The organism is Candidatus Zymogenaceae bacterium, from assembly GCA_016931225.1.
GTDB lineage: Bacteria > Desulfobacterota > Zymogenia > Zymogenales > Zymogenaceae > JAFGFE01.
Genome location: JAFGFE010000040.1, coordinates 45,231 through 67,764, shown reverse-complemented (window position 1 = coordinate 67,764; position 22,534 = coordinate 45,231). Strand labels below are relative to the sequence as shown.

The 22,534-nt window shown below is 51.6% G+C and carries 20 protein-coding genes; 7 read left to right on the top strand and 13 right to left on the bottom strand.

Going from position 1 to position 22,534, the window contains the following annotated elements:
• Positions 1-6: 6 nt before the first annotated feature.
• The 10 genes from JW885_15750 to JW885_15705 all read right to left on the bottom strand — a co-directional run bounded on the left by JW885_15750 (position 7) and on the right by JW885_15705 (position 10,778).
• The gene (locus JW885_15750) at positions 7-1,593 is read right to left on the bottom strand and encodes a TerB family tellurite resistance protein (protein ID MBN1883622.1); all 1,587 of its coding nucleotides are present in this window, start codon (positions 1,591-1,593) and stop codon (positions 7-9) included.
• A 448-nt stretch (positions 1,594-2,041) separates the two neighbouring features.
• Positions 2,042-3,226 carry an acetyl-CoA C-acetyltransferase gene (locus JW885_15745; GenBank protein MBN1883621.1) on the bottom strand — a complete coding sequence of 395 codons (1,185 nt, stop codon included), beginning with the start codon at positions 3,224-3,226 and terminating at the stop codon, positions 2,042-2,044.
• 186 nt (positions 3,227-3,412) lie between these two features.
• Positions 3,413-4,363, bottom strand: a complete 951-nt coding sequence (meaB, locus tag JW885_15740) for a methylmalonyl Co-A mutase-associated GTPase MeaB (protein MBN1883620.1) — start codon at positions 4,361-4,363, stop codon at positions 3,413-3,415.
• Positions 4,364-4,369: 6 nt separating this feature from the next.
• The gene (locus JW885_15735; GenBank protein ID MBN1883619.1) at positions 4,370-5,521 is read right to left on the bottom strand and encodes an acyl-CoA dehydrogenase family protein; all 1,152 of its coding nucleotides are present in this window, start codon (positions 5,519-5,521) and stop codon (positions 4,370-4,372) included.
• 30 nt (positions 5,522-5,551) lie between these two features.
• The gene (locus tag JW885_15730; GenBank protein MBN1883618.1) at positions 5,552-6,184 is read right to left on the bottom strand and encodes an OB-fold domain-containing protein; all 633 of its coding nucleotides are present in this window, start codon (positions 6,182-6,184) and stop codon (positions 5,552-5,554) included.
• An 18-nt stretch (positions 6,185-6,202) separates the two neighbouring features.
• Complete coding sequence (locus JW885_15725; protein MBN1883617.1) at positions 6,203-7,414, bottom strand: thiolase domain-containing protein; 1,212 nt, start codon at positions 7,412-7,414, stop codon at positions 6,203-6,205.
• A 40-nt stretch (positions 7,415-7,454) separates the two neighbouring features.
• A complete protein-coding gene (locus JW885_15720; protein MBN1883616.1) occupies positions 7,455-7,865 on the bottom strand; it encodes a cobalamin B12-binding domain-containing protein in 411 nt (136 codons plus the stop codon).
• 218 nt (positions 7,866-8,083) lie between these two features.
• Entirely contained in the window at positions 8,084-9,763 is a 1,680-nt protein-coding gene (locus JW885_15715; protein MBN1883615.1) for a methylmalonyl-CoA mutase family protein, read from the bottom strand.
• A 110-nt stretch (positions 9,764-9,873) separates the two neighbouring features.
• Positions 9,874-10,410, bottom strand: a complete 537-nt coding sequence (gene cobO / locus JW885_15710) for a cob(I)yrinic acid a,c-diamide adenosyltransferase (protein ID MBN1883614.1) — start codon at positions 10,408-10,410, stop codon at positions 9,874-9,876.
• Positions 10,407-10,778: a MerR family transcriptional regulator gene (locus JW885_15705; GenBank protein ID MBN1883613.1), complete on the bottom strand. Its 372-nt coding sequence runs from the start codon at positions 10,776-10,778 to the stop codon at positions 10,407-10,409. The genes cobO and JW885_15705 overlap by 4 nt, the downstream gene beginning before the upstream one ends.
• Positions 10,779-11,159: 381 nt before the next feature.
• Between JW885_15705 and JW885_15700 the strand changes: the two genes are divergently transcribed.
• Complete coding sequence (locus JW885_15700) at positions 11,160-11,348, top strand: hypothetical protein (protein MBN1883612.1); 189 nt, start codon at positions 11,160-11,162, stop codon at positions 11,346-11,348.
• A gap of 17 nt (positions 11,349-11,365) precedes the next feature.
• On the top strand, positions 11,366-11,566 hold the full coding sequence (locus tag JW885_15695; GenBank protein ID MBN1883611.1) for a DUF2065 domain-containing protein: 201 nt from the start codon (positions 11,366-11,368) through the stop codon (positions 11,564-11,566).
• 92 nt (positions 11,567-11,658) lie between these two features.
• On the opposite strand, the gene JW885_15690 is transcribed toward JW885_15695, so the two are convergent.
• Positions 11,659-12,300 carry a TetR/AcrR family transcriptional regulator gene (locus tag JW885_15690; GenBank protein ID MBN1883610.1) on the bottom strand — a complete coding sequence of 214 codons (642 nt, stop codon included), beginning with the start codon at positions 12,298-12,300 and terminating at the stop codon, positions 11,659-11,661.
• Positions 12,301-12,682: 382 nt separating this feature from the next.
• On the opposite strand from JW885_15690, the gene JW885_15685 reads away from it, so the two are divergent.
• Entirely contained in the window at positions 12,683-13,381 is a 699-nt protein-coding gene (locus tag JW885_15685) for an MBL fold metallo-hydrolase (GenBank protein ID MBN1883609.1), read from the top strand.
• A 245-nt stretch (positions 13,382-13,626) separates the two neighbouring features.
• Here JW885_15685 and JW885_15680 read toward each other — a convergent pair whose 3' ends face one another.
• On the bottom strand, positions 13,627-16,590 hold the full coding sequence (locus JW885_15680) for a hypothetical protein (GenBank protein ID MBN1883608.1): 2,964 nt from the start codon (positions 16,588-16,590) through the stop codon (positions 13,627-13,629).
• Positions 16,568-17,551 (bottom strand): SIR2 family protein, encoded by a 984-nt coding sequence (locus tag JW885_15675; protein MBN1883607.1) that lies wholly within the window; start codon positions 17,549-17,551, stop codon positions 16,568-16,570. The genes JW885_15680 and JW885_15675 overlap by 23 nt, the downstream gene beginning before the upstream one ends.
• A gap of 343 nt (positions 17,552-17,894) precedes the next feature.
• Here JW885_15675 and queA point away from each other — a divergent pair, with 343 nt between their 5' ends.
• The 4 genes from queA to secD all read left to right on the top strand — a co-directional run bounded on the left by queA (position 17,895) and on the right by secD (position 22,526).
• Positions 17,895-19,076 (top strand): tRNA preQ1(34) S-adenosylmethionine ribosyltransferase-isomerase QueA, encoded by a 1,182-nt coding sequence (gene queA / locus JW885_15670; protein ID MBN1883606.1) that lies wholly within the window; start codon positions 17,895-17,897, stop codon positions 19,074-19,076.
• 129 nt (positions 19,077-19,205) lie between these two features.
• Complete coding sequence (gene tgt, locus JW885_15665; GenBank protein MBN1883605.1) at positions 19,206-20,321, top strand: tRNA guanosine(34) transglycosylase Tgt; 1,116 nt, start codon at positions 19,206-19,208, stop codon at positions 20,319-20,321.
• Complete coding sequence (gene yajC / locus JW885_15660; protein MBN1883604.1) at positions 20,318-20,665, top strand: preprotein translocase subunit YajC; 348 nt, start codon at positions 20,318-20,320, stop codon at positions 20,663-20,665. Before tgt ends, yajC begins: the two co-directional genes overlap by 4 nt.
• A 208-nt stretch (positions 20,666-20,873) precedes the next feature.
• Positions 20,874-22,526, top strand: coding sequence for a protein translocase subunit SecD (gene secD, locus JW885_15655; protein ID MBN1883603.1), 1,653 nt, complete (start codon positions 20,874-20,876; stop codon positions 22,524-22,526).
• Positions 22,527-22,534 lie beyond the last annotated feature (8 nt).

Genomic DNA, 22,534 nt, shown 5'->3' with positions numbered 1-22,534 from the left:
CTTAAGCTATAAATGAGCGCCCTTCTTCAGATTGCAGACATGGCATAAGAGTTGGATGTTTTCCGCGGTATTCGCACCGCCCTTTGAAAATGGGATTATGTGGTCGAATTCCAGACCTACATCACTATTGCAGATTACACATCGTCCCCCATCACGATGGTAAACGGCAACTTTGACATCCTGGGGTATGTGACGTGATCGTTCTCGTTCATTTTTATGTGCAACGAGGAAATTGTTTTTTCTGACAAGATACAATAATAATTCAAAAGTGATTTCCGGCTCTTTGACTCGATAATGTCCCCTGCCGGTACCTTGACGGTCTATGAAAATATGTTCGCCGTCATACGAGAGATTAAAAACACTCTTTAATGTAAATTTAAAACTTTTTTTTGTGCCGATAAAATATACTTTGCTGTTGGTAATCACCATTGTTCCATACAAGGAAGATTGTTGCCCCGGTGTTTTCTTGAAATGGCATTTTTCGGAAGAGTGAGCCAGTTCTGTGCTTTCCAACATGACGGGAACGTCATTGATGCCGGGTAAATCTCCTTCTCGGATATTTTGGAGCTGTTTGATTGTCTTTATTTCGCTATAGAAGTCATTCTTTACGTCGTCAGGCATGTTAAAGAGACGCACTACTCTTTTTATAGTGTTTTCCTCTTTTTTATCCAATTCTCCATCCTGTTTTGCGAATACGATCAGTTTCTTAATAAATTCTCTTGCTTCATCCTGAACTGACTCAACAGCCTCCTTCCATGACAGACTGTATGACTCTGCAACCTCTTTAAGCGCCTTGAGATTTTCCTCGTCGAACTCATCCTGTGAGATTTTATCGAGAAATGTATCTGCGAACATTTCCAGGGCTTTCGCCTTGATGTTGAGAAGATCATACTCAATGTAGTATCTCTCTTCTTTTTCAAAATGGAGCAGATCCATTGCTTTTCTGATGATGAGCTCCTCCTTGTCATTGAGAATATCATCTGCGGCCGCCGTTTTTACAAGGCTTTTAACGAAAATGAGAGCATCCGATCTTATCAGCGTCATCATATGTTTCCAGTCAAGGGCATATGTTTTTGCAAGTCTTTTGAGATATGCAATCTCTGTTTTCGTTAAAACACCGTCAGAGACAAATTCTTTGAATTTGTTTTTGAATAAACCGATTGCTTTTCTTTTCGTGTCCGATAGGGATTGCTCATACGTGCTTACATCCTCTAGGTTGACATGGAAGATTTTTGAAAGGCGCGAAACGTCATCCTGTTCCCGTTGATCGAGCAGGCCGTCATTCGAATAAGTCTGGATGATACTTTCTATAAATGCCCCGGCCTCCGCCGATACAAAGGATACCGCGGTTTCCCATTCAAGGTTGTTTCTTTTTGCAAAGTGTTTCAGATATTGGATTTCGAAATCGGAGAGAACATCGTCAGATACTGCTTCATAAAAAATCGTCTTGAATGCTTCAAGGGCTTTTGTCCGGTGATAGTATTCCTTCGCCTTATCTGTTAAGAGTAATTTTTCAACTATTTTCTTTTTCTCACGCATCTGCGCCATTGCGACGGTATGGAGCTTTTTGACATCTGAAGAGCTGTAATCCATAGTGGTTTCTGAGATTTTGTAATGACAGCTCTTACATATTTGTGCACCCGGCATATTTTCAAAACCGCACTCGGGACAGATTATAGTATTTCCATGCTTATTGAGATAAAAGTACTTTGTACACCGAGGGCATTTTACCATGATGCCTCGATCATCGAAGTTTCCACTTCGATGTGTGCCTTTTAATCCACAGTGTGGGCAACTAAATTCCATGATTAGCAGTTTGCTCCTGTACCTGTTACGGTACTACACCATGTATACTAACGAATTTTTAAAAAATATTCAATAAAGTATAAGAATATTGTTTTTAAATAATCTATTTTAAAAATAATATGCTGATTGTGATATATCAATGACCAATGGCGATAAAAAAATCCCCCCTGGGAATCAGGGGGGATTGAAAATTAGTGAGTTTTAAAACGTCGTGGGTTTTTTACAATTTTTCTTTCTACCTCTCGACGATCATGGCCGCGCCCATGCCGCCGCCGATGCACAGGGTCGCCAGGCCCCGTTTCGCGTCCCGCTTTTTCATGGCGTAGAGCAGGGTGGTCAGGATCCGGGCGCCGGAGGCGCCGATGGGATGCCCCAGGGCGATGGCCCCGCCGTTGACGTTGACACGATCCATAATCTTCTCCATGCCGAGATCCTTCACCACGGCAAGGGACTGGGAGGCGAAGGCCTCGTTGGCCTCGATGAGGTCCATGTCCTCGATCTTCAGCCCCGCCTTTTCCAGGGCTTTTCTGGTCGCCGGGATGGGGCCGGTGCCCATGATACTCGGGTCGACACCCGCCGACGCGTAAGAGATTATCTTCGCCATCGGCTTGATTTTCAGCGCCTTCGCCTTTTCGGCGCTCATGACGATAACCGCCGCAGAGCTGTCGTTGATGCCCGACGCGTTGCCGGCGGTTACGGTGCCGTCCTTTTTGAAGGCGGGTTTCAGCTTTGCCACGCTTTCCGCTGTGGAGCCGAGCCTGGGATGCTCGTCGGTGTCGAAAATTTTCGGGTCACCCTTTTTCTGGGGAATTTCCACCGGCACGATTTCATCCTTGAAAGCGCCGTCTTTTATGGCCTTTTCGGCCTTCAGCTGGCTCGCTAATCCGAATTCGTCCTGCTCCTCCCGAGACAGCTTCCACTGCTCGGCGATGTTTTCCGCAGTGATGCCCATGTGGTAGCCGTTGAATATCTCCCACAGACCGTCATGGATCATCATGTCCACCAGATCACCGTCGCCCATGCGGTAGCCCCACCGGGCGTTCGGGAGGGCGAAGGGGGCGGCCGACATGTTTTCGGTTCCGCCGGCCAGGATTATATCGGCGTCGCCCGCTTTGATGATCTGGGCCGCGAGAGATACTGCACGCAGCCCCGAGGCGCACACCTTGTTGATGGTGAGGGACGGTATTTCCTTGGGTATTCCGGTGTGAATGGCGATCTGACGGGCGACGTTCTGTCCCTGTCCCCCCTGGAGCACGCAACCGAATATCACCTCTTCTATATCGTCGTTTTTGATACCCGCACGGGTGATGGCTTCCGTGGCCGCGATGACGCCCAGTTTTACGGCGCTCACTCCCTTGAGCGTTCCTCCAAAGCTACCGACAGGTGTCCGCGCTGCTGATACTATAACAACCTCTCTCATTGATTCCTCCTCAATTGACACTGTACGTGTGTGTATTATTCGTTATCTATCGACGGCGAGCCCCTTACACGAGCAGGGACGTAACGCATCATAAAAAATAAGAGTGCTATTATATAAGAAACAGGCAGGGGGAGTAAATAAAAAAACCGGAAAAGTATCGGGTTTTCTCCGGGGAGAGCCGTTCGGCTATGTTTTCAGCAGTTTTTGGATGAGTGATTGCACCTCGCTGTACGGGTCGGTGTTCCGCCGGGAGACGGAGTCGAAGATTTTCTCCATGCCAACCATCCCCCCCCGGCTGGCGACGGCCGCCGTCAGAAGCGACTCCTTGAGGAGTTCCATCACCTCGAATTCCGCCCGCTTCCGCTTTTTTTCCTGCAATTGATCAGTCTGTAAAATATGGACGCGGTGGCTTTCAATGGCATCCATCAGGTTCTCCAGCCCCCGACCGCTCAGTGCCTCGGTTGTGACCACCGGCGGCCGAAAACCGTCTTGGATCCGGGTGTCCATATCCAACATCGTCTCCAAATCCCGGACGGCCCGGTCGGTCCCGTCCCGATCCGCCTTGTTGATGACAAAGATATCCCCCACCTCGAGGATCCCGGCCTTGATGGCCTGTATCTCATCGCCCATGCCCGGTGTGAGGACCACCACTGTGGTGTGGGCGGCACTGGCGATCTCCGTTTCATCCTGTCCCACCCCCACCGTCTCAACGATTACCGTGTCTTTGCCCATGGCGTCCAGGACGTTGACAATGTCGTTGGTGCTGCGGGAGATGCCGCCGAGGTGTCCTCTGGTGGCAACGGATCGGATGAAGACGCCCGGATCGGTGTAGTGCCTCTGCATGCGGATGCGATCGCCCAGGATGGCGCCGCCGGAGAAGGGACTAGTAGGATCCACCAGCACAAGACCGACGGTGGAGCCTCTCATCCTGATATGCTCGACGATTTGATCGACAAGGGTGGATTTTCCCGCACCGGGAAGGCCCGTGATACCCAAAAGGTGAGCCTTCCCGGTGTGGGGGTAGATGTTCATGAGCGCCTCGATATATCCGGGCATCTCGTCGTCGATATCCCGAATGAGACGGGCGGTCGTTCGAATATCACCGTCGAGGACGGCCTGTGTGCGTGGATCGGTCACCGTGTACTACTTGATTCCGAGAAGTCGTGAAATAACGATACGCTGTACCTCGCTGGTTCCCTCTCCGATTTCCAGGAGCTTCTGATCCCGGAAGAACCGCTCCACCGGATACTCCTTCATCAGGCCGTATCCGCCGTGGATCTGGACCGCCTCGGTGGCTACCCGCCTCATGACCTCGCTGCAATAGAGCTTGCCCATGGCGGCGATTTTCCCGAACGGGCGGTTGTTTTCCCTCAGCCAGCATGCCTTATACAGGAGGTTCCTGGCGGCCTCAATTTCCATGGCCATGTCGGCCAGTTTGAAGGCGTTGATCTGGAACGATCCGATGGGTCTGCCGAACTGCTCCCGCTCATTCGCGTAACGAAGCGCCTCTTCGAAGGCCCCCTGGGCGCCGCCCAGACCCATCGCGCCGATGGAGAGCCGACCGCCGTCGAGGGTGTAAAGCATCTGGTGAAAACCCTCGCCCCGATTCCCCAACAGGTTCTTTTCCGGAACCCGGACGTCATCGAAGTAGAGTTCGCCGGTATCCGACGCCCGCCACATCATCTTTTTCTTCATCGGCACCCTGGTGAAACCGGGGGTGTCGGTGGGGACGAGGATGCAGGAAACCTCTTTCTTTCCGTCCTCCCGCGTGCCTGTAATGGCCTGAACGATGCAGACGCCGGCAAGCTCCGAGGCGGAATTGGTGATGAATATCTTGGAGCCGTTGATGATCCACTCGCCGTTTTTGAGCGTTGCCGTGGTCTTCGAGGCGCCGGCATCGGAACCGGCGTTGGGCTCGGTGAGGCCGAAGGAGGCCAGACATTCCCCGGCGCAGAGCTTCGGAAGCCATTCTTCCTTCTGTTCATCATTGCCGAAATAGTATATCGGCCCGATGCCCAGGGAGTTGCCGGCAGCGATGGTCGCCGCCTGGGAACCGTCAACCCGGGCCAACTCCTCCACCGCGATGATGTAGGAGATGTAGCCCACATTCGAACCGCCGTATTTTTCCGACACGAACATGCCGAAAAGACCCAGCTCGGCCATCTTTTTGGTAAGCTCCACAGAGAACTCTGCTTTTTCATCTAGCTCCTCGGCCATCGGCTTGATGACCTCCTCCGAGAAGCTGCGGACGGTATCCCTGAGGATATTTTGGTCTTCAGTAAGATCGTAGTTCAACATAATGTTGTCCGTTGGTATGTGGAACGCTTATGCCGGTTCAAACCACATCGAGAGCAGCGGGTGGTTCACCGGTTCCTTTGTGTAGGCAACCTTTATGGGCATGCCGGTCTTTATCTTGGAGCGGTCGGTACCCCAGTTCCTGAGTTGATGGGTGAAGAGGCTGTCGGCCCCGTCCAGCTTGACCATCGCCAGGACGTAGGGCAGCTCCACCTTCATGAAGGCGGGCACGAACTCGCTGATGGAGTAGCTTTCAAGCGTGCCGGTGCCGGGAAGCTCTTTCCATGTGGTGATTTCCAGGCAGTCCGGACAGACCGGCCGGGGAATCGCCCAAACGAAGCCGCACTTGGGGCATTCGGTTGCGTAGAATTTCTTGTTTTCCAGCTCGATGAAAAATTTGGAGTACTTGCCCAGGCAGTGCCGATAGGTGATCTCCATCTTCCACTCGATGCGCATAATTTCACGAAAGTCCTTCCAGGGGTCCTGGTCGGCTCTATGAATCGGATCCCAGTGAAGCTTCGGTCCCACCGGGTCGTCGGCGGTGAATGTGTGCAGCTTCGTCCGCACCAGACCCCGATCGCCTTCCTTCAGATCGGGGACGTCGGGAAGCTTCGGATAGAGGGTTTTTTCCGGATCTTTAAATACACTTACGCCTTTAGCCATGATATATCATCTCCTCTCTTAGTCCACGCGACGGAAAATATTGACGGCCACGAAGGTGCCGGTGCCGCCGTGGGAGTCCATGCCGCCCTGTCCGTTATTGAGCGGGACCTGCCGCTGGGGATGGGCCTCCTCGCGGAGCTGTGTGAGAACCTCGATGCCCTGGTTTATGCCTGTGGCGCCCACTGGATGTCCCATGCCGATGAGACCGCCGGATGTGTTGATGGGCAGCTCGCCGCCCAGGTCGAAGTATCCCTCTTCATACAGGGGACCGCTCTGGCCGTATCCGCAGAGCCGCAAATCCTCACAGCTCACCAGCTCTACGCCGGAGTAGGCGTCGTGCACCTCGAAGCAGTCCAGCTCCTTGGCCGGATTCTTGATGCCCGCCATCTTGTAGGCCTGTTTGGAGGCGTTTTTCTTAGCCCTGAAGTGGGTGATGCCGGGATAGGGGAGGGGGCGGTCGGCCAGGCGCATGTAATCGCTCCCACAGCCGGTGCCCACGAACTCGATCCGCGGTTTTCTGTACCAGGACGTGGAGTGGGTTTTTGCCCATTCCTCGGTGGCGAAGATCAAACACGACGCCCCGTCGGAGAGGAGGCAGTTGTCAAGAAGCTTGTAGGGCGAGGTGATGAGCGGTGAGTTCATCACATCGTCCACGGTGATTCTCATGGGGCTTTGAGCGTATTCGTTGTATATGGCGTTTCGATGGTTCTTGACCGACGCCAGGGCGAACTGTTCTTCCTTGGTCCCGTATTTTTCCATGTGTGACAGCATCATCAGGGCGTAGTAGGCGATGTAGAAGCCCGCAACCTGGACCTCCCAGTCGGTGTCGGAAGCCAGGGCGATGAACTGCTGGGCCACATCCGAGGGAACGTGACGTCCCATGTTCTCGGTGCCGTAGATGATCATCGAATCGCACAGGCCCGCCTTGATATATGCGTATGCGTTACGAATGGCCAGCCCGCCGGTGCCGCCGCCTCCCTCGACCCGCACGTTGGGCTTGGGGCACATGCCGATGCAGTCGTGGAAGATGGCTCCCATTTTGAGCTGTTTGTCGAAGTGATCCGAGAAGTAGCTGGTGGTGGCGTGATCAATGTCGGCGATTTCCACGCCGGCGTCCGCCACTGCCTCCATGACCGCCTCGGTAACCCAGTCACGGATGTTGCCGTCAACCCGTTCGGCGGCCATTTTGGATATGCCGCCTCCCAGGACGAAAACCCTTCTGTCGCTCATACATAAACCTCCTCTTGGATGATTACGTTTCACATTACCGTTATTGATTGTCGCCTCTCGGCGTGATGTGCGTGTTGATCCACGTGATGATTGTATCCGTGGTGTCGCCTGGGAGAAAGATCTCTCCCACGCCCTGTTCCTTGAGGGTTTCGATGTCGTCCTCGGGGATGATGCCGCCGCCGAAGACCATGATGTCATCCGCGCCCTGTTCGGCGAGAAGCTCCATCACCTTCGTAAAAAGGTAGTTATGCGCGCCGGAGAGGACGGAAAGCCCGACGGCGTCCACGTCCTCCTGGATGGCCGCCGAGACGATCATCTCCGGGGTCTGGTGGAGTCCCGTATAGATCACCTCGATCCCGGCGTCCCTCAGCGCCCTCGCCACTACCTTGACGCCCCGATCGTGGCCGTCCAGGCCGGGCTTGCCCAAAAGAATTCTCAGCTTTCGTGCCATGTCGTCTTCTTTCGCTCCCTCATCTATGAGGTTGTGATATGGTTGCCTTCGGAAATCGGATGCGATTCCCGAATCGTTTCTTCACTTCGTCGTATCACCCGCACCGCTTGGAAAACAGATGCCGTCTCCGTCTCTCCCCCACTACAGGTGACCGGTTCTTCTCTTCCGCCGTTCCCCGTCGATCCATCGCCCTCACCGAGCGCGCGGGGTGTTATCTGTTACAGGTACCCCGGATCCCGGTATTCTCCGAAAACGCCCTTGAGGGTATCCACCATCTCCTGGAGGGTGGCGTAGGCCTTGACGGCGTTCAGGATGCGGGGCATGAGGTTTTCCGAATTCTCCGCGGCGTGTTTCAGCGCGCCGAGGGTATTGGCGACCTCTTCGGCGTTTCTTTCGCCAAGGACCTTTCCCAGGCGCTTTTTCTGTTCCTGTTCCACCTCATCGTCGATAACGAGGGTCTCGATGGGGAGGTCCTCGTCCATGACGTATTTATTGACCCCCACAAGGGTCTTTTCGCCGCTGTCGAGCTGCTTCTGGTAATGGTAGGCGGCATCGGAGATTTCCAGCTGGGGAAATCCCCGCTCGATGGCGGCGATGATGCCGCCCATGTCGTCGATCTTGTTGATGTAGTCGAAGGCCTCTTTCTCCATGCGGTTCGTGAGGGCCTCCACGAAATACGAGCCTCCCAGGGGATCGATGGTGTTGGCGATGCCGCTTTCCTCGGCGATGATCTGCTGGGTGCGTAACGCCACCGTCACTGAGTTCTCCGTGGGGAGCGCCAGGGTTTCGTCCAGGGAGTTGGTATGGAGGCTCTGGGTGCCCCCCATCACCGCCGCCATGGCCTGGATGGTGGTGCGGATGATGTTGTTCAGCGGCTGCTGGGCCGTCAGCGAGCACCCGGCCGTCTGGGTATGGAAGCGCAGCAGCTGGGAGCGGGGGTTGTCGGTTTTAAACCGCTCTTTGATTATCTTCGCCCACATGCGTCTTGCGGCCCGGTATTTCGCCACCTCCTCGAAGAAGTCGTTGTGGGCGTTGAAGAAAAATGAGAGCCGCGGGGCGAAGTCGTCGACGCTTATGCCGGCGTCGATGCCGGCCTGGACGTAGCCGATGCCGTCGGCCAGGGTGAAGGCCAGCTCCTGGACGGCGGTGGACCCGGCCTCCCGGATGTGATAACCGGAAATCGAGATGGTGTTCCACCTCGGCACCTTGTCCTTGGCGAAGGCAAGGAGGTCCGTGATGATGCGAAGAGACGGCCGGGGCGGGAATATCCAGGATTTCTGGGCGATGTATTCCTTGAGGATATCGTTCTGGATGGTGCCGCCGATTTTATCCGACGATACGCCCTGCTTTTCGGCCACGGCCACATACATGGCAAGGAGTATGGCCGCCGGGGCGTTGGTAGTCATGGACGTGGTGACCTTCTCCAGCGGGATGCCGTCGAACAGGTCCTCCATGTCCCGGAGGGTGTCGATGGCCACGCCGCACTTGCCGACCTCGCCCGAGCTTCTCGGGTCGTCGGAGCACACGCCCATGATGGTGGGCATGTGAAACGCCACCGAAAGACCCGTGGTCCCCTGGGACAAGAGATATTTGTATCGCTTGTTGGTATCGGAGGCGGTGGAGAACCCGGCGAACTGGCGCATGGTCCACAAGCGCCCCCGGTACATCGAGGGATACACACCCCGGGTGAAGGGATACTCCCCAGGAAAGCCGAGGTCGGTCATGTAGTCGAAGTCCTCGAGGTCCCAAGGACCGTAGAGTCGGTCGATCTTGGCGTCGCTGACGGTGGTAAAGCTGCGATTTTGCTCAGATGATTTTTTCAAAATCGGCGTTAGGGTTTTCTCCTCCCAGCGCTTCTTTTCCTTGGAAGGGTCGGTCCCCTTTTTTTTCTGTGTCATGGTGTCCTCTCCCGATGTCCGGTCACTCAGAGTGTCCACTCATTCGGGGCCGGGCAAAAAAGAAAAAACCGTATATGTATCTACTATGTATATGTAATCCGACTATTTTTCTATCGTTCTATGCCCACACGGGCGGGTACGCCCCGCTCGTAGGGGTGTTTGATCTCTTTCATTTCGGTAACCAGGTCCGCGCGATCGATGATCTCCCTTGGAGCGTAACGCCCGGTAAGGATCAGTTCCATACCGGGCGGTTTATCATCGATGACCTTCATGACGTCACTGAGGGATAGTAGGCCGAAATCCAGGGCCACATTCACCTCGTCCAGGATTACGATGTCGTACCGTCCGGCACAGATGACCTCCCGGGCCAGCTCCAGGGCCTTTTTAGCCATCTCCACGTCGACGGGGTCCGGATTTTCCTTGCTGACGAAGTCCGGCCGCCCCATCTGAGTGATGATGAGGCAGTCATCCGGGAGAGCCTTTGCCGCGCCCAGCTCGCCGTAGTAGATTTCTCCCTTCATAAACTGGATCATATAGCTTTTGAGCCCCTGTCCGCATGCCCTGAGGGCCAGCCCCAGGGCGGCGGTGGTTTTGCCCTTGCCGTTTCCGGTGTATACCTGCACCAGCCCGGTTTGTGATTCCTTCATGTCTCTTTTCTGATTTTGTCCCGCATCCGCTCCTGGAACTCGTCGATCTCTTTTCTGAGGGTGTCCAGCTCCTGGATGCGCCGATCCACCTCTTTTTTGTGCGTGTCGAGCTGTTCGATCAGGCGGGGGAACACCTTTGAATTTTTCCGGTGGATTTTATAGATATCCTCGAGCTCCTGCATGTCGGCCAGGGTCAGGCCCAGGAGTTTCAGCTTCATGATGAACCGGAGTCTCCGGAAGTCGTCGTCGGTGTAGATGCGCTTGCCGCCGCTGGTGCGCCGGACGGTGTCCAACAGGCCGATTTCCTCGTAGTAGCGGATGGTGCGGGGAGAGATGCCTAGCTTTTCCGCAAGCACGCTGATGGGCATGGTGCCGTCGGTTTCGGAAGTACTCACCGGTTTTCGAGACATACGGGATTCTTCTTTCAGCGATTCATCACTCCGGTATCCAAGATACCGGGTTTTTGTGTTCTGATGTGTGGGGTGTCCGGGATGTGTCGTGCTGTGCGGAGTGTTCTCTTGGCGTTTATTCAGGCCGCATGCGGGGTTCACCCCCTCGCTTGCGGCCCCCTCCCCTGCCAGGTTACGTAAACTGGCAAATCAGACGATAAAGTTTTATCAAAGCGGGGAATGGTTGTCAAGAAAAATAATGATTGATTATTCATTCATCCCGCTTTTTCGGGGTGTGAAAGGAGTCTCAGAGGATGAGAAATCCTGTTCTGGGGCCGGTGCGGGGCCGGGGCCGGTGGGGTGGGATGGGAGGTCCTGGGGGTGGATACGTTCGTGCGGCCGCGGGAGGTGTGGCGTCGGTTTTCCCTTGACGGCATGGGCGTGCGTTTCTATGATGGGATGGAGGGGACGGATAGGGTGGGGGATGTGAATTTGCCGGTGAAACGGGAGCGGGTGGGCGGGGGAGCTTTGCATCACGGAATGTCATAAAAAACGGGAGGCGCGGCATGAATTTTTCGCTGTTGGTGGTGGCCCTGGGGCTGTTGTTTATCATAGAGGGGATACCCTATTTCGCCTTCCCGGAGATGGTGAAACGGTTCATGGCCCAGGCACTGACCCTGCCGGACGGGGTGATACGGATCTTCGGCCTGGCGGCCCTGATGCTGGGGCTGCTCCTATTATTCCTGGGGACGAGGGTGATGGGATGAGGGGGAGATGAACAGGCGGGATTAGGCCGGTGTCAATTCAAGTCTTGCATGGGACCTTCTCACGCAAGGCGAGCCGTCAATACACCCCGTAACTACCGCAATGACAGATGTACAATATATCCGGAAAGGAGGCTGGTCAGTTCCAGGAGGACGGCGTTTTCATCTACCTCCTCGTCATCAAGGGCGATCTTGTGGATAACGCCCTCCAATGCATAGTAGATGACAAATGAAATGGACACGGCCCTCTTCTCGTCTATTCCAATCGCAAGCAGGTTTTCCGTTAACACGTCTCTTACCCGCATATCCATGATATGAAGTCGCCTATTTACCTCCTCGTCGGAAAGGGACATCTTTATGAATTCTTTCATAAAAAACGATGATTTCTTGTGTTCCTTAAATACAAGCCTCACGATATTCGTAAGGGTGGTGGAGATATCGGCATCCGTGATGGCCAAAAAATTCTGTATCCCTTCGGAAATTATCCGGTCGAACTCCATGAGGTAGTCGTCGAGGACGGCGAAAAAGATATCCTGTTTGTCGATGAAATACGCGTAAAACGTCCCGACGCTTAAACCGGCCGAATGTGCGATCTCGTCGGCGGTGATGTCGTGAAATCCATGTTTTGAAAAGATCTCTTTTCCGGTCTCAATGAGCTTTTGTTTTGTCTTGATGCCCCGATCCTGAACGGGATTCCTGGGGATTGTTTTTCTTTTGTTTTCCCTTTCGATATTCACCTTATCTCCTGTCCCGTCGAATGAAACGTTCTTTTTAGAAAACCAAGAATCCATGTATTAAATAATATAACAAATCCTGTGACACCGCACAAATAAAATGAGAAGAACCTCATATTACTCTTGACAATATGAGATACATCTCATATTATGGATGAAAGAAAAGTCGGCTCGCCGACGTCGGAGTCACATACAATTTCATGAGGGATTCAAAATGAAGGTACTGAACCGCAGGGACACGTTTTTGTCTGTTTCCTCTGGGTCTAAGGGATCAAAGCGCCGAGTGAGTTCAGATCGTATTTCTCTGACGGTTATATCGCTTCTGGTGTGCTTTTTCGTCCTTGTTGGTGGGGGAAATGCGGCTTGCGCAAAGGAGGCATCGACAATGCTGCCGGATGGCGTTCGCATGATGAAGCTTTCCTTCACCAATATATTTTTCATTCCATGTGACGGTGGATATCTCCAGATCGACACCAGCTACCCGGGGTATTACGAGGAGTATCTTGAGGAGCTGAAAAAACTGGGCATTGAACCTTCCGAGATCAAATATCTCCTTCTCACCCACCATCATGACGACCATTCCGGATTCGTGGTCGATCTTCTGGAAAAGAATCCGGAAACGATCCTGATAGTCCATAAAAACGCCCTGGAGGGGCTCTCCAGCGGGGCGTCGGTGGAGGACTCGAGACCCGTCAACACATGCGTCAAGATTCTTGTTGGTAAAATCTTTTCCCGTTTCCACAAATTCGTCTTCGCTCCCTGTACCCTGCGTGAAGGCGATATCGTTCTTGACGGAGAGGACGGCTCCTTGCTCCATTCCATCGGCATCGACGGGACTATTATCTATACTCCCGGGCATTCGAACGATTCGATTTCCATACTACTTTCCGACGGCAGCGCTTTTGTGGGAGATATCGCCATGGATTTCCTCAATATCTGTAATTGCCGGCATCTGCCTATTTATATTACAGACGTGGATGAAGTATATGAAAGCTGGGATAATCTCAAGGCGCATGGGGCAAAGACAATCTATACTTCCCACGGGAAACCGTTCGGTGTTGAAGAGCTCAACCCGGTGGAATAGACGTGTTGTTGTTGAATCCGGACGATATTCCCCGACGACCGGAAAGCCGCCGATCCCGAAGGCCCCGTGATCTCCCGTTATCGAGACGAGCCGAACCCTGCCGGACGGGGTGATACGGAGCTTCGCCCCGGCGGCGTTGGTGCTGGGGCTGTTGCTATTATTCCTGGGGACGAGGGTGATGGGATGAGGTTCTTGGACGAGACCAAGCAGTTGTCAGATCAAGTCTCAATTAGGAAATTAATTTTTCACGCAACCAATTTTCTAAACTCTTCAATAAAGCCTAAGCTTCCAAGATAATTTGTGAGATCAATAGCATCTTGTACTATTTCTTTATTTTTACAATTTAGAGCATTTTCCAAAATAATATATGCTTCTTTATACCAAGACTTTATATCCCAGAGATTTACTTCTCCTCTCGCTATCTCATTTAAGCATAGAAAAGTATCAACAGGAAATTCATCGGAGATTTCAGCAAGCTTTTTTACCACATCACGATTGAATTCTACCTTTCTTGAGATTTTGAGTGATTCGTAGAGCTTAGGTAGAACCCATGCATCTTCAAATTTCTTTGAAGTAAACCACCATCCGAAGCAAGACATTTCACTTATGAAGCTCTCTTTTTTTTCGGCATTATTTACAACAGAAAGTCTAAAAGTCCATAAATTTTTAAAACGATCTAGGATATCGCTCTCAATATCTTCGGGAGTATTGCTCAGATTTCGTCCTAAAAAATCTATCGTATGTTCTCTTAATGAGTTATCAGCCTTTTCCCAGAAATTTTTAAATAGGGAATCTTCTAAATCAAATAATCCTCTCCAATAATACGTCACGAGATGTTCTGCGAGTCTATCTCTATATATGGTGGAACTTCCATCTTTAGTCTCCTGAGTAGGGAGAATGTCAACAGCATCAGAATATTGTTTTTTGAGAATTACAAAAATATTGTTATAAGGTCTTGAATACTTAATATATGCTCCCCATGCGGCATGTAGGTACTTCCTATCTTTCTCATCATCTGGGAAGATTTTTAGAGCATTTTCTTTTGCCCAAGCTTCATCTAAAAGAACGAGCCAGGGAAACCATTGGCCATACACGGATCTAATTGTATATGAAGGATCATGTTGTATATCGAGATGTTTTTCAAGGACTTCTTTGACGCCGGACATTTCACTAAAGCCGTTTGCTAAGAGGCTTTCTGAGTTAGATCTTTTTTCAAAATCTCTTCTCAACCATAATGCAAAGCGGACCACAGCGTGCATTGCTACTCCGCGAGTCGTATTGATAGATAATGTCATGAAGTCCATTATTTCTGATTCATCATAATTTTTTTCTTCCTCCTTGTAAGGGGAAGGGTCTTCTGCAAGTAACTTGAGTAACCCCCATACCATGTTTCGTAGTTCGATTGGTATGGGATTTGTTTTTGAATCAAATCCATCATCTAAGAGCGATGCTATCCATCTTCTAGACCTCGACCAATCGGGATCTTTATCAAAGCTACCTCTATCAGGTATTTCCATCTCTCGTGGTTGTGAAGTTACCCACAGGCAAAAATTGAGAAGTTTAGGCCACTCAAAAGTCCTATCTTCTTTTAAAGCATCTCTAAGACCGATTATAATACCCTTGATACATGTTGGATCTTCCAGATTCTTTAACTTTTCCGTTTCTTCTACAAATTGTTCCGGTTTACTTTTTACAACATTTGAAAGTACCCGACTTAATCCCTCAGGTGAGGGACCTCCAAAATCACCCGGCCAATTCCAGTTGTTTATTTTTTCGACCATTTCGTCAATGGTCATTTTCTCTAATTCCTCTGTTGGTATAGGGCTGTTTGGTCCAAAAGAACCAATAGAAGTGTAAACAGCAAAATCCGGGTGCTCCGGTTTTGTATATTTTTCTACTAATTTTTCGTATTCTGACTTTCTTTTTCCTTTTAAATGGTTTTCAATTAATGCAAGCTTCTTTAGTTGCCACCTCTCTTTTTGTTTAATCAGCTCCTTTTCGTCTGGTTCTCTACCCATGAGGCTTTTAAAAATGTCTCTTAATTCATCGATGTCTGGGTTATCTATCCAACTAAAAATAGTTTTTTGTGTTTTAGGAGAGAGTTTATCAAATTGATTATCCAGGAGGCGAGCATACTCATGGAGAAATGCGATGTCATCGAAAAGGGAAATATTTGTTATTGCTTCAATTGCTCTGTTGGGTAGTAAGTCTGGATATTTATTCAGGAGGAATAGAACAATACGGTCAAATATCTGTGACTTTTTATCTTCAAGGTAGGATACAATCTCTTGAAATTTTGTACTATCGTAATCTATAAGAAAGATTGACATATCTCTTACAGCGTCAACCAGTACATCACCAAGGTCAGCATAGTTAGAATTTTGAGCATGATCTTCAATTGCTGGTCTCCAATGGTATGTAAATTCTTTATAGAAATTCCCGTCATCGTTGGTTTCAGACAATTCGATAAACTTTGTCAATTTAGAACATAAGATATTAATAATCTCAATCCCTATATTTTTAGTAAGATCCGGAAAGGCTATTCTAATAATTTCTGCATAGTGGAAAGAATCAAAGCGTGCCTGTGGGGTTAGATAGATAAGTTTATCTTCATTTTTTAGTTTTTCATCTTTTTTTGGATCTGGAAGTACTTCCAGAAGAGTATCTGCCAATTCTAGAGCGGTTTCAAAGTCTTCAAATTTAATTAGTTTATCTAGCAATTCTTGATATTTGTATACAAGGAATGAACCAAAATAACCCTGTCCTTTTATCCAGCCTGATTCTTTTTTTGCAATACTTCTTAACTCTCTTTTATTCTCTGGAGGTAATGCCAATGCGGAACTAATAAAATCAAAATGAACATTATAGTTATTTGTATCGGGAACAACCTCTAATATGATTTTAGTTACTATATCTGGAGCTCTTGATGCCATCTTGGCGAGGTATTGGGATTCAGGCCATATTGGGCAAAATATTGTTTTATTTTTGTCATCATAGATAGAGTCAGGTGCTCTATCAAACCTACCCACTATGACAAGTAATTCAAGCCAGTTGGAATTCTCACGTAAATCTTCATGTTCAAAAAAGTAGAAAATTGATGAGTCTTCTAATAGATAAGGTTCTACATCAATAGAAAAATTGCAGTCCATAGGGCCTTTTTCGATTGCTTTGTCTATTTTTCCTATTCTATCGAAGAACTCGTTCGGCACTTGGTAAGTCCTCGCTATTCTGAATATCTGATCTTGAAGATGTCAGAAAAGAGATTATTTCTAAGATTTCATAGATTTCGGTGTGTTTGCTTTTGTCTTCTGGATCATATCTTATTACTTCAATATCGATTTCTTTATATAAATCATTTTCTCTTTTTTCTTCTTCATAATCACGTTCTGGCTCCCCATTTTTTTCATTGCTATTATCATATCTAGTAGGTAATAAAATGTGTTTTTTAAATGTTTCACGGTCTGGATTGTTGCTTTTAAGAATATGTAATATTCTTTGAATATGACCAAATATTACTTTTAAGTCATCTTCTAGACGGTACCCTAAAAAAAGAATTGGATAGTTCAAAAGAATATTATATAGAAAATGCTTCAATGTACTCAAATCATCATAGTATGCTTTTTGATAATCGGTTTCAGAAAAAACTAATGATTCTGGTCTAAGTTCAATTTCTCGAGTATTTCTGTTGAATCTTCTTACTAAACCATGGATATAATAAATTGGTTTTCTGCTACCTTCAATTCTAGTTACTAAGTCAGGGTAATAGTGAATAGTGTTATTACTATCTAAGCCCACTATGCTTAATATTGGGTCGAAATTTGTTGTAATATATGCCACAAATTGAATTTTTGATAGATAAACATAGGCGGGTGGTATTTTCTCTGGATGTTTCCCAAAAATCTTTTTGATCTCTTCTAGATACAGATTTTCATTTTTTTTTCTACAGGCATCTATTTTCTTCAATTTTTCTTTGTCATCATCGTTTCTATTTAGTAAGGGAATTTGACATGATTGACATATAATATTTATTGAGTCTTCCCAACTCGGATATTCATCACCTGATAAACCAGAGCCAATCCATACAATATAATTACCACCTTGTATTTGTGGCCATAGTTCTTCGACGATCTCTCTAGGTTTTTTAATATCGGTAGTTGTTGGGTCAGGCATATAGTTCTTCAATTATACATAGTAGAGAATTCTTGAGTCTTGTTGTCCTTTTACTATCCGAGATGATCGTTAATCATAATGAATTACATAAATATAATAAGTATATAATAGGTTATCCGAAAGTAATATAACAGAAGAAGATCGAAAAAAGAAGTAGATTTTTTTCTTATCATCTTTCAAAAAGCTTGCTCTGTCTATTAAATGTAATTATTTTCTCCTTTATGTGAATAGCACTCCCCCATTATTCCCCTTGACATTGCCGCCGACATGTGATTTCATCATAAAGTTTACGTATCAATTACGTATCAACCCCGAATGGGCGGCGGGAGGCGAGCGGCCGGCGATGGACGTATCCGATTTCGACTACGAGCTGCCGGAGCGCCTCATCGCCCAGCGCCCGGCAAAAGACCGGACCGGCTCCCGGCTCCTGGTGCTGGAGAGAGCAACCGGACACGTCGCCCACCGGATGTTTTCGGACCTGCCGGAGTATCTCGGGAAAGACGACCTCCTGGTGGTCAACGACTCCCGGGTGGTGCCCGCCCGGGTGATCGGGAAAAAGGAGACCGGCGGCAGGGCCGAGCTGCTCTTTCTGCCCCACGGGGTGCAGGGGAAGCAGGAAGGGGAAGCGGGCGAGGGAACGGCGAACGATGAGACGGAAAGGATTCTCTCCGGCGGAACAGGGGACGAGGCGACCGACGGGGTGCAGGAAAAGACGAAGCCGGAACCGAATCAATATTTCGTCTTTCGCTGCCTGATGACCGGCAAGAACCTCCGACCCGGGGTGCGGATTCTCCTCCCCGGCGGGGTGGAGGCGGTCATCACCGGAAAGGACGACGAGGGATTTTCCATCCGAACGGAAATCCCGGGAGACCTGGCCGGCGGATTGGAGGCGTATCTCTCCCGATGGGGGAGCGCGCCGCTGCCGCCGTATATCCGGCGGGGTGATGCGGCGATCGACGGCTGGTCCGACGCCGATGATCAAAACAGGTACCAGACCGTCTATGCGGACCCTCCGGGCTCCGTTGCGGCGCCCACGGCGGGCCTCCACTTCGATGAGGTGATGCTCGCCCGGCTCGACGGGATGGGGATCGGGCGGGTCACGGTGACGCTGCATGTGGGGCCGGGGACGTTCCTCCCGGTCAGGACAGAGAGAGTGGAAGACCACCGGATGCACGCCGAGGTCTTTGATATATCGGAAGCCGCTGCAGACAAGATCAACGCAGCGCTGGATGCAGGAAGGCGGATCGTCGCCGTGGGCACCACCACCGTTCGCGCGCTGGAGGGAGTGGCGACACCCGACGGCCGTGTCCCGGCGGGAAGCGGCGGCACCCGGCTCTTCATCACCCCCGGGTTCGGATTTCGAATCACGGGCGCGATGGTGACAAACTTCCACCTGCCCCGCTCGACGCTTCTCATGCTCACGGCGGCCTTCGCGGGCCGCGATAAGATACTGGAGGCGTACCGGGAGGCGGTGAAAGAGGAGTACCGGTTTTACAGCTACGGCGACGCCATGCTGATCGTCTGAGGGGGCGTAAGAGGGGGAAGACGGAGAAAAGGCGGCGGGAGGTGAAGTCGGCACAATCCCCCGGATGAATACGGTGCAAAGAGCATATATAAATAATACACATAATACGTGCCGGCCGATTGTGCGCCGATGTTTTCATATACCGTTTTAGATACAAGCTCGGATACCGACGCCAGACGGGGAATGCTGGAAACGCCCCACGGCGCGGTGGAAACGCCGGTATTCATGCCGGTGGGCACCCAGGGGACGGTCAAGGCCATGAGCCCCGACCGTCTTGTTGAACTGGGCGCCGAGATCGTTCTTTCAAATACGTATCACCTGTACCTGAGACCGGGACACGACGTGGTCCGGGATATGGGGGGGCTGCATTCCTTCATGGGGTGGGACCGCCCCATCCTGACGGACAGCGGGGGGTTCCAGGTGTTCAGCCTGGGAGAGCTTCGCACCATCACCGAAGAGGGCGTGCGCTTCCAGTCTCACCTGGACGGCTCCCGGCACCTCCTGACACCGGAGAGCGCCGTGGAGATACAGAACGCCCTGGGGGCGGACATCATCATGTGTCTGGACGAATGCACGCCCTATCCCGCCACCCGGTTGGAGACCACGTCATCTCTCGAGCTGACGCTCCGGTGGGCCGAGCGATGCAAGCACGCCCATACGATTCCCGCCCAGGCGCTCTTCGGCATCGTCCAGGGGGGCATGTACGAAGACCTGCGACGCCGCTCGGCCCAAGAGACGGTTGAGCTTAACTTTCCCGGCTATGCGGTGGGGGGGCTTTCGGTGGGCGAGGCCAAGGGATTGATGTACGAGATGGCACACGTCGCCCTTGGGGAGCTCCCCCGGGAGAAGCCCCGATATATCATGGGCGTGGGGACCCCTGAGGACCTCGTGAACCTTTCAGCCCTGGGGGCCGACATGTTCGATTGCGTCATGCCTACGCGGAACGCCCGAAACGGAACGCTCTTTACCTCCCGGGGCAAGCTCGTGATAAAGAACGAGCGCTTCAAGCGGGACGAGCGACCGGTGGACGAGGACTGCGACTGCTATGCCTGTCGAACCTTTTCCCGGGCGTATCTCAGGCATTTATTTCACTCCGGGGAAATACTGGCGTCCATCGCCAACACCCTGCATAACCTGGCCTTCTATTTCAAGGTTATCGGGGATATCAGGCGGGCGATACGAACAGACACGATGAAAACGTTTCAGAAGGATTTTTTGGAAAAAATCACGGGAGAAGATACATGACATTCACTCTGTATTCAATCGCGGCGGCCCTGACGGCCATGTCACCCCCCGAGGGACAGGCGGAGGGCCCCCTGGGGAGCTTTGGCGCCTTTGTGCCGATCATCCTGATCTTCGTAATTTTCTACTTCCTGCTCATCCGCCCCCAGCAGAAGCGGCAGAAGGATCACCGGAACATGGTGGAAGCGCTCAAGAAGGGCGACCAGGTGGTCACCGCCGGCGGCATCCACGGCACCGTCACCTCCGTGGCGGAAAACCTGGCCACGGTTGAGGTGGCCCAGAACGTCAAGGTCAAGGTGACCAAGTCGTCCATCGCCGTAGTCAAGCGGGAAGATCAGCCGAGCTGATCGTAACGAGGCTGTCCTGTGGCGTTGCCTTCGACACCTCCGGGATGAATGTGAACGGACGACGACGAATCGGAGGATATCCGCTGCGTATCCCGCAGCCGGAGATTTCATGCCCGGGTTCCGGGAGGGGAGATACGAGGCACACCGGAAGTGACCGGCGGCGGTTTTTCCCATCCCTCGGAAGCCGGGGCGGAAAGAGAGAGAGAAGATGATCAAGGATTTACGCATCAGATTTGGCATTATCGCTGTGGTGGTGCTGGTTTCGGTGGCGTACCTCATACCCACCCTGATTGTGAAAGAAGACAGAACCCTTCCAAACTGGATGACCAATGGCATCGCCATGGGGGACGAACGGGTAAAGCTCCTTCCCTCCAAGACCCTGCACCTGGGGCTGGACCTGAAGGGGGGCATGCACCTGCTTCTGGGAGTGGATCTGGACGAGGCCCTGGCCAATTCCCTGGATCGGTTCTCCACCGAGGTGGGGGGGTACATGGATGACGAGGGGATTGCGTATAAAAAATCCGGACGGGAAGGTACGGAGCTGGTGGTCGTGCTGTCAAGCTCCGAGGATGAACAAGCCCTTAAGGATTATGTCTCCGAGCGATACCGGATGCTGACGGTCACCGAGTCCCGGACCATTGAAGAGGGCGGCATGGAGATCAGGTTCGTCTACCGGGAAAAAGACCTGGCCGAGTTCAACGACCGCACCGTCGAGCAGACCCTGGAGACCATCCGAAACCGGGTGGACGAGCTGGGCCTGACCGAGCCGGAAATTATCCGCCAGGGGGAATACGACATCCTGGTCCAGCTTCCCGGCGTGAGCGATATGGAGAGCGCCAAGGAGCTGATCAGGAAGGTGGCGCTTCTGGAGTTCAAGCTGGTGGTGGATGACGACGAGATGCTGTCTGAGGCCCTCAAGGGAAATATTCCCGAGGGGATGGAGCTCGTATACGAGAAGGTGAAGGACAGAGAAACCGGCGAGATCATGGATGAGGTTCCCTATCTCGTGGAAGAGGAAACCCAGATGACCGGCGAGGTCATCACCGACGCAACCATCGCGTTCGATTCCTCCAAGGCGGGAAGGCCCTACGTGCATATCGAATTCGACCGCCGGGGAGAGGCGCTGTTCGAAAAGGTCTCCGGCGACAATGTGGGGCGGCGGCTTGCCATCATACTGGACAACAACGTCTATTCCGCGCCGGTCATTAAATCCCGCATCACCGGCGGCGCGGCCATCATCGAGGGGAGCTTTCCCCTGGATGAGGCCAAGGAGCTGGCCATCGTGCTTCGGGCCGGCGCACTGCCGGCAACGCTGACGTTGTTGGAGGAGCGGACGGTGGGTCCCTCCCTCGGTACGGATTCCATCAGGATGGGATTTATGGCGACCCTGGTGGGCGGCGCCCTGGTGGTCATCTTCATGGCGCTCTACTACGGCGCATCGGGTTTGGTGGCGGATTTGGCCCTGTTTTTGAACATGGTTATCATCCTGGGCATCATGAGCGCCTTTCAGGCCACCCTGACGCTGCCGGGCATCGCCGGCATCGCCCTGACCATCGGTATGGCGGTTGATGCAAACGTCCTTGTGTTCGAACGGGTCAGAGAGGAGCTGCGCCTGGGGAAAACTCCCCGGGCGTCGATCGAGGGGGGGTATTCCAAGGCGTTTCTCACGATTCTTGACGCCAACGTCACGACCCTCATCGCAGCCCTCGTGCTGTTTCAGTTCGGCACCGGGCCGGTGAAGGGATTCGCCGTGACATTGAGTGTGGGTATCGTTACAAGCCTCTTTACCGCCATATTTGTGTCCCGGACCGTTTTCGAATTTGCGATGTCCCGCTTCAGGATCAAGCGGTTGAGCGTATAGAGGAGAAT

Excerpts from the sequence above, each read along its gene's own strand:
- tgt (MBN1883605.1), top strand. The coding sequence starts at position 19,206 with ATGTTTTCATATACCGTTTTAGATACAAGCTCGGATACCGACGCCAGA.
- queA (MBN1883606.1), top strand. The coding sequence starts at position 17,895 with ATGGACGTATCCGATTTCGACTACGAGCTGCCGGAGCGCCTCATCGCC.
- JW885_15720 (MBN1883616.1), bottom strand. The coding sequence starts at position 7,865 with ATGGCACGAAAGCTGAGAATTCTTTTGGGCAAGCCCGGCCTGGACGGC.
- JW885_15705 (MBN1883613.1), bottom strand. The coding sequence starts at position 10,778 with ATGCCCATCAGCGTGCTTGCGGAAAAGCTAGGCATCTCTCCCCGCACC.
- yajC (MBN1883604.1), top strand. The coding sequence starts at position 20,318 with ATGACATTCACTCTGTATTCAATCGCGGCGGCCCTGACGGCCATGTCA.
- JW885_15725 (MBN1883617.1), bottom strand. The coding sequence starts at position 7,414 with ATGAGCGACAGAAGGGTTTTCGTCCTGGGAGGCGGCATATCCAAAATG.
- JW885_15745 (MBN1883621.1), bottom strand. The coding sequence starts at position 3,226 with ATGAGAGAGGTTGTTATAGTATCAGCAGCGCGGACACCTGTCGGTAGC.
- cobO (MBN1883614.1), bottom strand. The coding sequence starts at position 10,410 with ATGAAGGAATCACAAACCGGGCTGGTGCAGGTATACACCGGAAACGGC.
- JW885_15715 (MBN1883615.1), bottom strand. The coding sequence starts at position 9,763 with ATGACACAGAAAAAAAAGGGGACCGACCCTTCCAAGGAAAAGAAGCGC.
- JW885_15730 (MBN1883618.1), bottom strand. The coding sequence starts at position 6,184 with ATGGCTAAAGGCGTAAGTGTATTTAAAGATCCGGAAAAAACCCTCTAT.
- JW885_15685 (MBN1883609.1), top strand. The coding sequence starts at position 12,683 with ATGCTGCCGGATGGCGTTCGCATGATGAAGCTTTCCTTCACCAATATA.
- JW885_15750 (MBN1883622.1), bottom strand. The coding sequence starts at position 1,593 with ATGGATTACAGCTCTTCAGATGTCAAAAAGCTCCATACCGTCGCAATG.
- secD (MBN1883603.1), top strand. The coding sequence starts at position 20,874 with ATGATCAAGGATTTACGCATCAGATTTGGCATTATCGCTGTGGTGGTG.
- JW885_15675 (MBN1883607.1), bottom strand. The coding sequence starts at position 17,551 with ATGCCTGACCCAACAACTACCGATATTAAAAAACCTAGAGAGATCGTC.
- JW885_15695 (MBN1883611.1), top strand. The coding sequence starts at position 11,366 with ATGAATTTTTCGCTGTTGGTGGTGGCCCTGGGGCTGTTGTTTATCATA.